The sequence below is a fragment of the Streptomyces sp. NPDC056224 genome, from assembly GCF_042267665.1.
In the GTDB taxonomy this organism is placed as follows: Bacteria; Actinomycetota; Actinomycetes; order Streptomycetales; family Streptomycetaceae; genus Streptomyces.
Map to the genome: position 1 here is coordinate 34,713 of NZ_JBHJTK010000039.1, position 14,173 is coordinate 48,885.

Consider the following 14,173-nt stretch of genomic DNA (forward strand, 5'->3'; position numbering starts at 1 on the left):
CCGCGGTGAACCCGCGGCGAGCTGGCAATCACCGCGCTTGCCCCCCGTCCCGGAAGTCATGTCCCTACCGTCACTTGAAGTGACCGGAGTCACGCAGGACCCGCGGGCCACATGGGGCTTGGGGAACGGTGGACGCCGTGCGCCTCAGACCGATTTCGCCATGCGCAGGCGCAGGCTGTCGTAGATGGGCATGCTCCCCATCCGGTCGGCGGTCAGCGTCGCGGCGAAGCACGCGGCGAGCAGCGGAACGAGCAGCGAGGTGGTCCCCGTCATCTCGACGACGAGCGTGATGCCCGTCACGGGCGCGCGGACCACCGCGGAGAACAACGCGGCCATGCCCACGATCGCGAACGGCACGGCCCCGGAGCCGTCGCCCGGGAGGACGGGCAGCGCGAGGCCGTGTACGAGAGCCCCCCACAGGGCGCCCAGCGCCAGCAGGGGAGCGAACAGCCCGCCCGGGGTGCCGGCCGAGTAGCTGAGCGGGCCCGCCAGGAACCGTACGGCGAGGTACCCCGCCAGTACGGCGCCCACGGGCATGTCGCCGCCCAGCAGGCGTACGCTCAGTTCGTCCCCGCCGCCGGCCAGCAGCGGGTCGATGCCGAGCAGGAGCCCCACGACGGCCCCGATCAGGGCCGCCCGGGCCACCGGCCCCACCCGGGTGACGCGATCGGTGAGCTCCAGGCAGCCGACGACGAGCCGGTTGTACGCCACGCCCAGGACGCCCGTGGCCGCGCCGAACAGGAGGACGGCGGGCAGCAGCGCGAACGGCGGGCCGGCCACGGTGCCCGGGACCCGGAAGACGGGCCGGTCGCCCACGATGAGCTCGGAGCATCCGACGGCCGTGGCGGTCCCGACGAGCGTGAGCAGGACCACGCGCGTGCTGACCGCCTTGGTCACTTCCTCGCACACGAACACCACCCCGCTGAGGGGCGCGGTGAAGGCCACCGCGAGCCCGGCACCGGCGAGTGAGGTGTGCAGCAGTGTGACGTCCCCCGGGCTCATCCGCGTGCGCCGCCCCGCCTCCGCCCCGATCGCCGCGCCCATGTGCACCGTCGGGCCCTCCCGGCCGAGCACCAGGCCCGAACCCATGGCGATCACGCCGCCCACGAACTTGGCCGGCAGGAGCCACAGGGGCCGGGGCTCCCGCTCGCCGCGCCACACGGCCTCGACGTCCTGGATGCCGCTGCCGGCGGCCAGCGGCACCCGCAGCGCCACCGCGCACGCGACGGCGGCCCCCGCCGCCGTGGTCAGGACCGGGATCAGCCAGCCGGGCCCGCCCAGGCGCTCCGAGGCGCTCAGCAGTGAGGCGTGCAGCTCCTGGGCCCGTACGAGGCACCAGCGGAAACCGGCCCCGACCAGCCCGACGAGGCAGCCCGCGACCGCCGCGACGAGGTAGGCGGCCGGCCCGCCACGGAGAGCACCGGGCATGCACAGACCTCCACCGAGCCGTGGTTCGCGTCGGTCAGAGCGTGGCCCGCCGCCGCCGGGCCGTTTCGGACGTCGGCGCAGCCGCGCCGAAACCGGCCCCGACTGGGCCAACGGGCGGCGGCGGACCGGAACCGGCCGGACCGTTCAGCGCCTTCCGGCCGATCGGCGCCCCGGCCTGCCGCCGGTCCGCGTCCGAGAGGCGCCGGTACACGCCGACGGCCTCCGCCCGGGCACCGCCCGACTCCGCGCGCCGCTCCGGGACTTCCGCCACGGCAGCGCGCAGGGGGCCGGCGCAGCCGCAGCCGGAAACCGGCGAGGTGCCGGCCTGGACCGGCGCGCGCCGGCCGACGGAACGCGTCGCCCCCGCCGGGCGCCCCCCCCAGCTCCCGTCCGGCGTCCGCCCCACCCTGACCGGTCATGTCGTCCCCCCTTCCGAGGGCGGGGGCAGGCCGGGGCCGAGCCAGTCGCCCTCCACGGGGCGTCCGAGCAGGTACTCGGCGCCGTACGGGTAGGGCTTGAAGGCGGCGGGCCGGTACATCGCGTGCCCACCCTTCCTGGGCGGCGGCAGCGGCGGGGCGTCGCGCAGGGCCTCGAACTCCGTGCGTACGGAATCGGGGAGCATCCCGCGGTCGAACCGGCGTACGTCTTCCTCGGCCGCGCGGGTCTCCGGGCAGACGTGTCAGCGGTCCGCCCAGGCCGCCCGCGCGGACCCGGAGGTTGATCCGGGCGCCGTGCTGCTCGGGCGCGTGTACCGGTCGGGGATGGAGCTCATGTCTGGCCTGGCCCCTCGCGCCGGATACTCCCTGAAATGAGGGGAGTTGGGCTCGGCCATCAGGCCAAGGGGGCGGGGCGGCCCTGTCCGGCGATACGGGACACGAGCGCGGCCGAAGCGCGGGCCGAAGTGCGGGCGAACCACGGGCGAACCACGGGCGGTCAGTCGGGGCGGCCGCGGCGGACCCGGGCGGTGGAGGGGTTCGGTACGGCCGATCAGAGGCGGGAAGGGCACTCCTTCGAGGGAACCGGGCGGTCGGAGCCAGTCGGTGGGGCACTCGGCTGCCGAAGAGACTGTGTCGGCCCCAGCCGGGGCTGTGCGGCACCGCGGTGTCGCTGACAGTTGCGAGGAGATGTACACGTGATGCGTGTGTGGAAGAGTGCGGGCCTTGCCCTGGCGGTCGGTCTGGCGGTCCTCGGCGGTGCGTCCTCGGCCTCGGCGGACGCCGAGGCTCACGGGATCGCGGCGGGCTCGCCCGGTGTCCTGTCGGGCAACCTGATCCAGATCCCGATTCACATCCCGATCAACGTCTGCGGTAACAGCGTGAACGTGATCGGTGCGCTGAACCCGGCCGCCGGCAACGTCTGCGTCAACACCTGAGGTTCCTGATCCCCACTCGTCCCGTCCCGGCGCTCGCAGCCGGGGCGGGACGAAGTCGTATCGGGCCGCGGCCTTGACCGCGGCCACTCCTCCCTGCGGGATCAAGAGGCCCGGGCGTAGCGGACGTTCCCGCTCCAGATCCTTTCGAGCCGTACGCGGGTGCCCGGGCGGGGGGCGTGCCAGATCTTGTCGTTACCGGCGTAAATGCCAACGTGTTCCATGGTCGAGCCCCTGGGGAAGAACACCAGATCGCCGGGCGTGCGGTTTCGCCGGGAAATGTGCGAGGTGTGCTCGTACTGCTGGTCCGCGGTGCGCGGAAGTCGTCTGCCGGCTTTCCTGAATGAATAGAGCGTCAGGCCCGAACAGTCGAACCGTTTGGGCCCGGTGGCGCCGCGGGCATACGGGGCACCCTCTTTGGAAGCGGCCACGGCCAATGCCCTGACCCCGTACGGAGCGGCCGCGTCGGCGGGCGAGGCGGGGCCGGCCGACGTGGCCATGGTCAGGAGGAAGAGGAGCAGGAAAGCGCGGGGGAGGGGGAACCTTGTGGCGCGGCGAGCAGGGTTCTGAACCTGTCGGGCCTTACGGGAGCCGGTCCTTGAGACGGACATCGAGATACCTCCGCGTTCGGGTGCAGATGACGGTCGGTCGAATACGTCGAAGTCCTGCTTTCGGTGACGCAGTTCCTGGCGGGTGACGGCCGACAAGTTTTCTCCGATGCCGCCCGCAATTCACTCGCGACATGGGTTGAGTTGTATCGGTTCTGCAACAAATCCGCGAAATTATGGAAAACATATCCGGCAGACGGGTCCGACGTGCGGTGCGGCGCCGGGTAGTTCGCGTGGTGCGGTTGACCGGGCCCGGCGGACATCGCCAGACTCGATCGCCTGTGACCTCCGGCATCCCGACCGGGCGACCACCTCACGAGCAGGGGACGTTGTGACTGGACAGGTACTTCCGCACGAGGTGCAGGGCAGCGGCTCCCGGCGCGCGCTCGTGCTCCACAACTGGTTCGGTGACCGGTCGAGCTTCGACCCCGTGCGCGCGTACCTGGACGACGACGCGTTCGGGTACGCCTTCCTGGACTGCCGGGGCTACGGAGAGGCCATCGACACCGAGGGCGCCTTCACCATGGAGGAGGTCGCCGGGGACGCCCTCGCCGTGGCCGACCACCTGGGCTGGGAGACCTTCTCCGTCATCGGCCACTCCATGGGCGCCAAGGCGGCCCAGCTGATGCTGCTGGACGCGCCGGCGCGCGTCCGCTCGATCATCGCCGTCTCGCCCGTGCCCGCGTCCGGCTTCCCGCTCGAAGGGGAGACGTGGGAGCTGTTCGCCGGAGCGGCGAAGAACCCCGGCAACCGCAGGGCGATCATCGACAACACCACCGGCGGAATGCGCGACGACGCCTGGCTGGACGCGATGGTGGGCCGCTCGGTGGGCAACTCCTCGGCGACGGCCTTCCGCGCGTACCTGGACTCCTGGGCCCGTGACGACTTCCACGAACACGTGAAGGGAAACCCCGTCCCCGTCCTCCTCGTCGCCGGTGCGAACGACCCGGCGCTGGGAGCCGAGGCCATGCGGGCCACCTGGCTGCGGTGGTACCCCAAAGCCGAGCTCGAAGTGCTCCCGGACGCGGGCCACTACGCGCCGGAGGAGAGCCCCGAGGCGCTCGCCGCGCTCGTGGAGGAGTTCCTCGGCCGCTGAGGACCGGAGCGAGGGATCGGCGGGGCCGAACCGATCGGCGGGGCCGAACCGGATCGCGACCGGTCCCCGCTCGTGTGTCCGTGTGTCCGCGTGTCCGCGTGTCCGCACGGCCGCGGCGGGCTCGGGGAGCCCGCCGCGGACCGCGTCTCAGTCGCCGACGTCCCGGCTGCGCAAGTCCTCCAGCGTCTCGCGCCGGACGATGAGCCGGGCCGTGCCCTCGTGGACCGCGATGACCGCGGGGCGGCCCACGAGGTTGTAGCCGGACGCCATCGACAGCTGGTAGGCGCCCGCCACCGGTACGGCGAGCAGATCGCCCGGGTGGATGTCGCCGGGCAGTTCCACGTCGGCGGCGAGGATGTCGCCGGCCTCGCAGTGCCGGCCGACGACGGTGGCCGTGCACGGCGTGGCCGTCGAGCCGCGGCCGATCAGGCGGGGCGCGTAGCGCACCCCGTACAGGGCGGGCCGGGGGTTGTCGCTCATCCCGCCGTCGACGGCGACGAAGACCCTCTCGCCGGTGTGCTTGACGGCGAGCACCCGGTACAGCGCGACTCCGGCCGGACCGGCCACGGCCCGCCCGGGCTCGATGAGGAGCCGGGGGACGGCCAGTCCTGCGGCGGCGCAGCCCCTGACGAGCTCGGTACGCAGCCTTCCGGCGAGCGCGGTGACGTCGAGGACGGGCTCGCCCGCCCGGTAGGCCACGCCGTGGCCGCCGCCCATGTCCAGCTCGGGCAGGCAGATCCCGTGCGTGTCGCGGATGCGCGCCATCAGCCCCACCATCCGGCGCAGGGCCACCTGGTAGGGCTTGACGTCGGTGATCTGCGAGCCGATGTGACAGTGCAGGCCGGTCAGTTCGAGCTGCGGCTGGCCGAGGATCCGCTTGACGGCGTGCTGCGCGCCCCCGTCGGTGAGGGAAAGGCCGAACTTCTGGTCGTCCGTACCGGTGCGGATCTTGTCGTGGCCACCGGCCGAGACTCCCGGTACCACCCGCACCATGACCTTCTGGTGCCCGCCCAGGCCTACGGCGGCCGCGATCCTGGCGATCTCGGACGGACTGTCGATGACGATCCGCCCCACGCCGAGGCGGAGCGCCGCCTCCAGGTCGCGGGGCGATTTGGCGTTGCCGTGCAGCACGATGCGCTCGGGCGGGAAACCGGCGGTGACGGCGAGCTCCAGCTCTCCGGCCGAGCACACGTCCAGGCCCAGCCCTTCCTCCTGGACCCAGCGCACCATGGCGCGCGACAGGAACGCCTTGGCGGCGTACAGCACCTCGGCGTCGGGGAAGGCGGCCCGGTAGGTCCGGCAGCGCCCGCGCACCTCACCCTCGTCCAGTACGTAGGCCGGTGTGTCGAACCGGTCGGCGATCTCGGTGAGGGCGACTCCGCCGACGGCCAGGCCGCCGTGCGGGAGCGGGGTCGTGGATGCGGGCCAGACGGACAGTTCACCGGCACCGGCCGGCATCTCGGAGAGGACGGCGATGGTCATGTGTGATCCCCTTCAGGCCGTCCGGGCCGTGGTCTCGGGTGCCTGCGGGACCGGTGCGCCGACCGCGATGGCGGTCGCCGCGGCGACCGGGGGAGCGGTGAGGGCCGGGTCGACGGTCAGCAGGCGCACGCCGAGCGGTTCGGCCATCGCCCGGAGGGCGGCCTCGGAGAGCCGGATCCAGGGCTGGTCCGCGCCGAGCGCGGCGGTGAGCCGGTCGGGGCTCGTGAAGCCGACGGCGGTGCGCGTTCCCAGCGGGGTGCGGAACAACTGCACCACCAGGTGCGCTCCTCCCGGCCGGGCAGGCACGTAAAGGGGCCCGGCCGGGGTCCGTTCTTCGGGCTCGGGGTCGTCGTCGTACAGGAATAAACACATGGGGGCCCTCCCTGAGGAACCACGAGTGGCGACTGGTGCCCCGGGCGCGGGGAGGCGGTCCGGGACGCATAGTCGAAGTTATCCCGGTATCCGCGCGTCCGCGGTCACCCGGTAACACGCCCCATACGGCGACTGGCCGAGTCCTGACGCATCGTTGACGCCCGCGCAAGGGGGCGTGAGTGCGGCCAGGGGGGCGCGTGGTGGTGCGTGACATCTCGACCTGATCACAAGGCGTCCGGCCGGGACCATTCCTTTTAGGTGTGCCTTACCTAAGTTGTATGGTGACGCGGTCGGATCGGCGATCGGGAGGCAAGTGGTGTCCTTAGGTGACGTCCGTCTGGTGGCGGACGATCTGGACGTCGGGCACGCGGGGCGCCCGGTCCTGAAACAGGTGGACCTGTCGCTGCGGGCCGGCGCGATCACCGTGCTGGTCGGCCCCAACGGCTGTGGCAAATCGACCCTGTTGCGCACGGTCGCCGGTCTCCTGCCGCCGCTCGGCGGCGACGTGCGCATCGACGGCGAACCCCTTCGCCGGCTCGCCCGGCGCACGCTGTCCCAGCGCCTCGCGTTCCTCCCGCAGACCTCGCACACCCCGGCCGGCGTGACGGTACGTGAGCTCGTGCGCCACGGCCGGTACGCCCATCGCGGAGCGCTCGCCCGGCACACCGGCGAGGACGCCGAATCCATCGCGTGGGCGCTCGACGTCACCGACGCGGCCCCCCTGATGGAACGGCGGCTCGACGAGTTGTCGGGCGGTGAGCGCCAACGGGCCTGGCTGGCCATGGTGCTGGCGCAGCGCGCGGGGGTCCTGCTGCTGGACGAGCCCACCACCTACCTCGACATGCGCCACCAGTTCGAAGTGCTCGACGTGGTACGGCGACTGGCCCGGGAACACGGCATCGCCTGCGGGGTGGTGCTGCACGACCTGATGCAGGCGGCGGCCTACGCGGACGAGGTGGTCGTCGTCGCGGACGGGACGGTCGCCGCGTCCGGGGCGCCGGACGACGTCCTGACCCCGGACGTCATCCACCACGCCTTCGGCCTGCACGTCACCGTCGTCCGCGATCCGCGGACCGGCTACCTCGCCTGCTTCCCGCAGCGCCCCGGCGCCGGAGGCGGCGCGAACGCCGGCGCCGGGTCCGCCGCCACGTCGTCCTGAACCCGCACACAAGGAGAGTCCACCATGCAGAGGATCCTGCGCGCCCTCGCGACGGGCGGTACGGCCGCGGCGCTCATGCTGTCGGCCACCGGCTGCGGTTCCGGTACGGCCGGTGACGCGGCGGGCGGCAAGCCGGCCGGGGCCGAGCCGGCGATCGGCGGGATCACCGTCGACACGGCGCGGGGCCAGGTCGCCCTGGCCGGGCCCGCGACGAAAGTGGTGACGCTGGAGTGGACGTACGCCGAGGAGCTGATCGCCCTCGGCGTCACCCCGGTGGGCAACGCCGACAACAAGGGCTACGGCACCTGGATCACCGCGCAGGGCGCCGGCCTCGCGGAATCCGTCACCGACGTCGGCAGCCGCAACGAGCCGAGCCTGGAGAAGATCCGGGCGCTCCAGCCCGATCTCATCGTGATCGACGACGACCGCTCGAAGGCGAACCTCAAGGCGCTCCAGGACATCGCCCCGGTCGTGTCGTTCACCTACACGACCAGGCCCCAACTCGACACGATGAAGAAGAACTTCACCGAACTGGCCAAGGCGCTGGGCAAGGCGGACGAGGCGGCCGAGGTCACCCGGCAGATCGACGCCAAGGCCGCCGACCTCAAGGGGCGGCTGGACAAGGCGGGCAAGGGCGGCCTCAAGTACGCCCTCGCGCAGGGTTTCACGGCCAACGGCACCGCCTCGATCCGGATGCTCACCGACGACGCCATCGCGCCCCAGGTGCTGAACCTCGCGGGACTGAAGAACGGCTGGAAGGGCGAGCCCGACGCGTGGGGCATGACCACCGTCGGCGTCGAGGGCCTGACCAGGGCCGAGCAGGACGCGACCTTCCTGTACGTCGCCAGCCGGAAGGACGACCCGTTCACCGGCGACCTCGCGGGCAACGCGGTGTGGAAGGGGCTGGAGTTCGTGAAGAACGACAAGGTCCTCCCGCTCGACCCAGGGACCTGGCTCTTCGGCGGCCCGCTGTCGGCGCTGCACATCCTCGACGAGACCGGCAAGGCTCTGAAGGTCTGATGACCTCCCCCGCCCGCACACTCGGCCCTGCCCGTCCGCTCGCCCCCGCACGTGCGCCCGCCCGCAGCCCGCGCGCCGTGCTCGTGGGCTGCGCCCTGTCACTCGCCCTGTGCCTGGTCACCGTCGTCCACCTCGGCCTGGGGGCCTCCGGGGTGGGCATCGGCGACATCGTGGACCTGCTCGCGGGCCACGGCGAGCCCCGCACCCGTGACGTCCTGGTCGGCAGCCGTCTGCCGCGCACACTGACCGGCCTGGTCGTCGGCGTCGCGCTCGGTGTCTCCGGGGTCCTCGTCCAGGGCGCGACCCGCAATCCGCTGGCCGCGCCCGACACCCTGGGCGTCAACGCCGGTGCCTACTTCGCCGTCGTGCTGGTGGCGTTCACCGGGGTGAGCCTGGGCCCGCTGCCCGCCGGAGCCGCCGCCTTCCTCGGCGGCCTCCTCGCGGTCGCCCTCGTCCATCTGCTCAGCAGCAGGGGGGTGCTCACACCGGGACGGGTCCTGCTCGCCGGGGCGACCGTCGCCCTCGCCGGGACGGCGGCCGCCGAGTTCCTGCAGATGCTCGACCTCCAGGCGACCCGCGGACTGTTCTTCTGGGGCAACGGCACCCTGATGCAGTCCGGGCTCGCACGGCCGCTGACGCTCGGCGCGGTCGTCGCCCTGGGCGCGCTGACGGCGCCGCTGCTGGCCCGCCCGCTGGACCTGCTGGCGCTGGGCGACGAGACGGCCGAGGCGATGGGCGTGCGGGTGGAGCGGATCCGTCCCGCCGCCTTCCTCGTCGCCGTACTGCTGTCCGCGTCCGCGGTGTCGCTGGCCGGACCGATCGGCTTCGCCGGACTCATCGCGCCCGTCATGGTGCGGCAGCTGGGGATCCGCAGGCACGCGCTGCTCATCCCGATGGCGGCGGTGCTGGCGGCCACGGTGCTGCTGGCGGCGGACGCGGCCGCGCAACTGGCCGTGCCGCCGTCCGCCGTCTACACCTCGGAGATCCCGGTCGGGGTGGTGACCGCGCTGCTCGGAGGCCCGGTCTTCATGCTGCTCGCGCGCCGCGTGAGCACGGGCGACGCCGACACCGGCGCCGCGGTCACGGTCCCGGACGGCCGCCGGACCCCCGCCTGCACCGTGGCGATCGGGAGCGGACTGGTCGCGCTGGGGGTCGCGATGGCGCTGTCCCTGCGGGTCGGCGACGTCGAGATCGGCTGGAGCGAGCTCGGCGCGGCCCTGTCCGGATCGGCCGGCCAGATCACCGAAGCGGTGGTCTCGTACCGGCTGCCGCGCGTGCTGGTGGCAGCCCTGGCGGGTGCCTGCCTGGCGGTGGCGGGTGCGGCCGTGCAGGCGGTCGTGCGCAACCCCCTCGCCGAGCCCGGGCTCGTCGGCGTCACCGGCGGGGCCTCCCTCGGCGCCGTCCTGGTCATCCTCGTCGTGCCCTCGGCGCCGGCGGCCGCCCTGCCCGCCGCCGCGGGAACCGGGGGAGTGCTGATGCTCGCCCTCGTGCTCCTCGTCGCCCGGGGGAGCGGGGAGGGGGGACGCGCCGGTCTGGACCCGACCCGCGTGGTCCTGGTCGGGCTCGGGGCCGCCGCCACCTCGATGGCCCTGGTCAACATCATGGTGGTCGGGGCCCAGATGAACATCTCGGCCGCGCTCGGCTGGCTCGCCGGCAGTACCTACGCCCGTGACGTCACCGCCCTCGGCTGGCTCGCCCTGCCGGCGCTGGTCGCGGTGCTGCTGGTGATCGCGGCGAGGCCGGTGAACCTGCTGGCCCTCGGTGACGAACTGCCGCGCGCGCTGGGTCTGGACCTGGGGCGGGCCCGGTTGCTCGTGCTGGGCGCGGGAGCCGTACTGGCTTCCGGAACGGCCGCGGCGGTGGGAGCGGTGGGTTTCGTCGGGCTGGTCGCCCCTCACCTGGCCCGGCGCATCGTCGGCAACAGCACGGCGCGGATGGTGCCGATGGCGGCGGTGCTGGGCGCCGTCCTGGTCGTCTCCTCGGACGCGCTCGGCCGCTGGCTGCTCGCGCCGACCGAGATTCCCGTGGGGATCGTCACCGCGCTGGTAGGCGCCCCGTACCTGGTGTGGCTGCTGCGCCGGACTCAGGAGGTCTGAGCCGCCGAGGGCGAGCGGCGCCCGCAGGAGCCGAGGCCGCGGGACTCGGCCCCGAGCGTGCGCGCCGCGAGCACGCCGAGCAGGCAGACGAGGGCGGAGGCCAGGCAGACGACGGTGAAGGCGCCGGAGAAGGCCGACCGGGCGAGCGGCCGCAGGGCGGGTTCGAGGAGTTCGAACCGCCCGGTCTCCACGGCCGCCCGCAACGGTACGGGGCCGTCGGGACCGGCCACCGGCCCGGACCACGGGCCGCTCCCCAGCCCGGACTCCAGACGGGCCGAGAACAGGGCCCCGAAGACGGCGACGCCGGCCGCGGTGCCGAGCGGGTAGCAGGCGTTGGTCAGTCCGGACGCCATCCCGGCCCGCTCGGCGGGCACCGCGCCCACCGCCACCCCCATCAGCGGCGGGAAGATGACCGCCCCGCCGACGCCGAGCAGCACCAGTCCGCCGGCCGTCGTGGCCGGCCCGGCGTCCGCCCCCGCGGCGACGGCGAGCACGAGGAGGCCGAGCCCCTGGAGGGCGAAGCCCGCGGCGACCAGCTGTCCGGGAGCGAAGGCCTTCTGCAGCCGCACGACGAACAGGCCCGTCATCAGCAGGCTGCCCGTCAGCGGCAGCAGGTACAGGCCGACTTCGAGTGCCGACAGGCCATGGGCGCTCCGCAGCCAGAGCGTGGTGAAGGCGAGTACCCCCAGACCGGACATCCGGGCGAGGAATCCCAGTACGGCCGCCCCGGAGAAGGCGCGGATCCGCAGCAGCGCCATGTCGATCAGCCCGTCGCCACGGCGCTGGCTGGCGACCAGGGCGCCGGCGAGCACGACGCCGAGCGAGGCGCAGCCGAGCACCTGCGGCGCCGTCCAGCCCGCCTCCGGTCCGGTGACCAGGGGATAGTGCAGAGCCAGGAGCGTGGCCACCCCGAGTACCGCGCCCACCGGATCCAGGCGCCTGCGCGTCGCACGCGGCGCGGCGGACTCCGGCATACGGGCCAGCGCGCCCGCCACGACGAGCACCCCGATCGGGACGTTGACGAGGAAGATCCACCGCCACCCGAGCGTCTGCACGAACAGACCGCCCACCACCGGCCCCAGTGCCCCCGCGGCGGAGGCGACCGCCGCGAACGCGGCGATCGCGCGCTGGCGGCGGACGCCTTCGTACGCGGCCGCCAGCAGTGCGAGCGTCGGTGCGAACACCAGCGCGCCGCCCAGGCCTTGGGCCGCCCGGGCGGCGATGAGCGTGCCGGCGCCGGGCGCCAGTCCGCATCCGGCCGAGGCGAGGGTGAACAGGGCCATTCCGGCGGCGAACACGGTCCGCCGCCCCACGCGGTCGGAGAGCGCCCCCGCGGTGAGCAGCAGGGCCCCGAAGGCCAGCGAGTACGCCGACACCGTCCACTGCACCCGGCCGAGCCCGGCATCCAGCTCCCGGGCGATGTCCGAGATGGCGACGTTGACGACGGTCACGTCCAGGGTCATGACCACGCCACCGGCACTGACCAGGGCGAATGTCCATCGGGGAGTGCGACGGCAGGAGGGCACCGCTGATCACCTCGAAGAAGGATCCTGAAAATATGCAGAGTTTGGTTAGGCTAACCTAATTGACTTGCTGACGATACGTCACGCGTGCGCTATGGCCGGATACTGAGCTTGTTGGTTAGGTGAGGCTTACCTAATCTGACCCCTGCCCCGGGTCTCGCTTGCCCGGGCGAGTCGATACAGCGACCACGGAGTCCTTTGATGCCCATCCCCCCCGACCATCCCGTCCCCGCCCTCGCCGAAGTGGCCCCCGAGGCCTGGCGGGAAGCCAACCGCCGGCTCCTCGCCAAGGCGCTGGGCGAGTGGTGTTTCGAGGACATGCTCAAGGCGCGGGAAACCGGAGACGGCGGCTACCGCGTCGATCTCGACAGCGGTACCACCTACGCGTTCAGCGCCACGCCCGGTGCGTTCGGGTGGCTGCGGGTGGACGCGGGCTCGATCACCCGCACCGCCACCAGCATGCTCGGCAACACGGTGGCCGAACCGGCCTGGGACGCCCAGCAGTTCCTCCTCGAAGCGGCATCGACCCTGGGCAGCGACGCCTCCACGATCGCCACCTACTTCACCGAGCTGTCCGCCACGCTCGCGGTCGACGCCGCGCGCATCACGCACGGCGGCGAGACCGTGGCCGAGCTGCGCACCCTCGGCCACACCGAGCTGGAGTGCCGGATGACGGGGCACAACCTCCTCGTCGCGAACAAGGGCCGCATCGGCTTCTCGGCCACCGACGTACGGGCATACGCCCCCGAGTCGGCCCGGCCGCTCAGGCTCCGGTGGCTGGCCGTGCACCGCGGTCTCGCCGAGTTCCGCGGCACGTCGGAGCTGTCCGAACAGGAGGTCCTGGCCCGCGAGCTGGACGAGGAGACGCGCACCCGCTTCACGGCGGTCCTGGAGACGGCCGGAGTCGACCCGCACGGCTACGTGTGGATGCCCGTGCACCCCTGGCAGTGGGACCACGCCGTCCAGATCCTGCACGCGGCCGACGTGGCGCAGCGCCGCGTCATCCCGCTGGGCGACAGCACGGACACGTACCTGCCGGGCCAGTCCATCCGCACCATGGCCAACACCACCACCCCCGACCGGTACGACGTCAAACTCCCGCTGAAGATCCTCAACACCCTCGTCTGGCGCGGTATCCCGCCGCACTGCACCATGGGCGCCCCCGTCGTCACCCAGTGGCTGCGCGGACTCGTGGAGCGGGACGCGTTCCTCAGCCGCGAGTGCCGGACCGTCTTCCTCGGCGAGGTCGCCTCCGTCACCGTCCGCCACCCCTACCTGTCCACGCTGGCGGGCGCGCCCTACCAGCACCTGGAGACCCTGGGCTGCATCTGGCGCGAGCCGGTCGGCGTCCGCAAGGACCCGGGCGAGCGGGTCCGCACCTTCGCCTCGCTGCTCCACGTCGACCAGCACGGCGACGCGTTCGTGGCCGAACTCGTCCGCGCCTGCGGCCTCCCACCGCAGGAATGGCTGCGCCGGCTCTTCGACACGCTGCTCGTCCCGATCCTGCACGTGCTCTACCGGTACGGAGTCACCTTCAACCCGCACGGCCAGAACACGCTGATCGGCTACGACGAGAACGACGTCCCGGTCCGCCTGTACCTGAAGGACTTCGTCGACGACGTGTGCGTGTCCTTCACCGACGTGCCCGAACGCGGACCGGAGCCGGACGGCCACGACCACGTCCTGCCCCGCAAGCACCCCTCCGTCATCAAGCAGCACGTCATGGACCAGATCTTCGTCGGCCACTTCCGCTACCTCGCCCCGCTCTGCGCCGAACAGCTCGGCGTGCCGGAGCGGACGTTCTGGCGCACGGTCCGCCAGACCGTCCTCGACTTCCAGAGCCGCTTCCCCGAACTGGCCGACCGGTTCGCCGAGTACGACCTGCTCACCCCCCAGATCCCCCGGTACGGCCTCAACCGCGACCGCATCGTGGTCACCCGGTACGGCGACCGCGCCCTGCGCCATGCGCTGTTCCCGAACGGCACGCACCCCAACCCGCTGGCAGAAGCCTGAGGAGGCC

Annotated in this window: 12 protein-coding genes; 6 read left to right on the forward strand and 6 right to left on the reverse strand. The window is 72.9% G+C overall.

The annotated features are described in order from the left end of the window. Positions 1 to 144 precede the first annotated feature (144 nt). On the reverse strand, positions 145 to 1,428 hold the full coding sequence (locus ACFCZ1_RS30825; protein ID WP_376681550.1) for a ClC family H(+)/Cl(-) exchange transporter: 1,284 nt from the start codon (positions 1,426 to 1,428) through the stop codon (positions 145 to 147). Between the two features lie 415 nt (positions 1,429 to 1,843). Continuing rightward, positions 1,844 to 2,050, reverse strand: a complete 207-nt coding sequence (locus ACFCZ1_RS30830) for a hypothetical protein (RefSeq protein ID WP_376681551.1) — start codon at positions 2,048 to 2,050, stop codon at positions 1,844 to 1,846. Between the two features lie 513 nt (positions 2,051 to 2,563). Between ACFCZ1_RS30830 and ACFCZ1_RS30835 the strand changes: the two genes are divergently transcribed. Continuing rightward, positions 2,564 to 2,800: a chaplin gene (locus ACFCZ1_RS30835; RefSeq protein WP_376681552.1), complete on the forward strand. Its 237-nt coding sequence runs from the start codon at positions 2,564 to 2,566 to the stop codon at positions 2,798 to 2,800. A 101-nt stretch (positions 2,801 to 2,901) separates the two neighbouring features. Here ACFCZ1_RS30835 and ACFCZ1_RS30840 read toward each other — a convergent pair whose 3' ends face one another. Beyond that, complete coding sequence (locus ACFCZ1_RS30840; RefSeq protein ID WP_376681553.1) at positions 2,902 to 3,297, reverse strand: C40 family peptidase; 396 nt, start codon at positions 3,295 to 3,297, stop codon at positions 2,902 to 2,904. Positions 3,298 to 3,736: 439 nt separating this feature from the next. Here ACFCZ1_RS30840 and ACFCZ1_RS30845 point away from each other — a divergent pair, with 439 nt between their 5' ends. After that, complete coding sequence (locus tag ACFCZ1_RS30845; RefSeq protein WP_376681554.1) at positions 3,737 to 4,501, forward strand: alpha/beta fold hydrolase; 765 nt, start codon at positions 3,737 to 3,739, stop codon at positions 4,499 to 4,501. 147 nt (positions 4,502 to 4,648) lie between these two features. Here ACFCZ1_RS30845 and lysA read toward each other — a convergent pair whose 3' ends face one another. Next, complete coding sequence (lysA, locus tag ACFCZ1_RS30850; protein WP_376681555.1) at positions 4,649 to 5,983, reverse strand: diaminopimelate decarboxylase; 1,335 nt, start codon at positions 5,981 to 5,983, stop codon at positions 4,649 to 4,651. A gap of 12 nt (positions 5,984 to 5,995) precedes the next feature. Then, the gene (locus ACFCZ1_RS30855; protein WP_376681556.1) at positions 5,996 to 6,355 is read right to left on the reverse strand and encodes an SAV_915 family protein; all 360 of its coding nucleotides are present in this window, start codon (positions 6,353 to 6,355) and stop codon (positions 5,996 to 5,998) included. Positions 6,356 to 6,695: 340 nt separating this feature from the next. Between ACFCZ1_RS30855 and ACFCZ1_RS30860 the strand changes: the two genes are divergently transcribed. From ACFCZ1_RS30860 to ACFCZ1_RS30870, 3 genes are read left to right on the forward strand one after another with little or no spacing between them, the layout of a single operon-like run. Then, the gene (locus ACFCZ1_RS30860) at positions 6,696 to 7,514 is read left to right on the forward strand and encodes an ABC transporter ATP-binding protein (RefSeq protein ID WP_376681557.1); all 819 of its coding nucleotides are present in this window, start codon (positions 6,696 to 6,698) and stop codon (positions 7,512 to 7,514) included. Positions 7,515 to 7,538: 24 nt separating this feature from the next. Beyond that, positions 7,539 to 8,534 (forward strand): ABC transporter substrate-binding protein, encoded by a 996-nt coding sequence (locus ACFCZ1_RS30865; protein WP_376681558.1) that lies wholly within the window; start codon positions 7,539 to 7,541, stop codon positions 8,532 to 8,534. Continuing rightward, a complete protein-coding gene (locus ACFCZ1_RS30870) occupies positions 8,534 to 10,630 on the forward strand; it encodes an iron ABC transporter permease (RefSeq protein WP_376681559.1) in 2,097 nt (698 codons plus the stop codon). Before ACFCZ1_RS30865 ends, ACFCZ1_RS30870 begins: the two co-directional genes overlap by 1 nt. Here ACFCZ1_RS30870 and ACFCZ1_RS30875 read toward each other — a convergent pair. After that, positions 10,618 to 12,156: an MFS transporter gene (locus ACFCZ1_RS30875; protein ID WP_376681560.1), complete on the reverse strand. Its 1,539-nt coding sequence runs from the start codon at positions 12,154 to 12,156 to the stop codon at positions 10,618 to 10,620. The genes ACFCZ1_RS30870 and ACFCZ1_RS30875 overlap by 13 nt on opposite strands. Positions 12,157 to 12,354: 198 nt before the next feature. On the opposite strand from ACFCZ1_RS30875, the gene ACFCZ1_RS30880 reads away from it, so the two are divergent. Continuing rightward, a complete protein-coding gene (locus tag ACFCZ1_RS30880; RefSeq protein WP_376681561.1) occupies positions 12,355 to 14,166 on the forward strand; it encodes an IucA/IucC family protein in 1,812 nt (603 codons plus the stop codon). Positions 14,167 to 14,173: the final 7 nt, after the last annotated feature.

Bases quoted from the DNA above. Each gene is read 5' to 3' on its own strand.
- ACFCZ1_RS30825 (WP_376681550.1), bottom strand. From the start codon at position 1,428: ATGCCCGGTGCTCTCCGTGGCGGGCCGGCCGCCTACCTCGTCGCGGCG.
- ACFCZ1_RS30830 (WP_376681551.1), bottom strand. From the start codon at position 2,050: ATGCTCCCCGATTCCGTACGCACGGAGTTCGAGGCCCTGCGCGACGCC.
- ACFCZ1_RS30835 (WP_376681552.1), top strand. From the start codon at position 2,564: ATGCGTGTGTGGAAGAGTGCGGGCCTTGCCCTGGCGGTCGGTCTGGCG.
- ACFCZ1_RS30840 (WP_376681553.1), bottom strand. From the start codon at position 3,297: ATGGCCACGTCGGCCGGCCCCGCCTCGCCCGCCGACGCGGCCGCTCCG.
- lysA (WP_376681555.1), bottom strand. From the start codon at position 5,983: ATGACCATCGCCGTCCTCTCCGAGATGCCGGCCGGTGCCGGTGAACTG.
- ACFCZ1_RS30855 (WP_376681556.1), bottom strand. From the start codon at position 6,355: ATGTGTTTATTCCTGTACGACGACGACCCCGAGCCCGAAGAACGGACC.
- ACFCZ1_RS30865 (WP_376681558.1), top strand. From the start codon at position 7,539: ATGCAGAGGATCCTGCGCGCCCTCGCGACGGGCGGTACGGCCGCGGCG.
- ACFCZ1_RS30870 (WP_376681559.1), top strand. From the start codon at position 8,534: ATGACCTCCCCCGCCCGCACACTCGGCCCTGCCCGTCCGCTCGCCCCC.
- ACFCZ1_RS30880 (WP_376681561.1), top strand. From the start codon at position 12,355: ATGCCCATCCCCCCCGACCATCCCGTCCCCGCCCTCGCCGAAGTGGCC.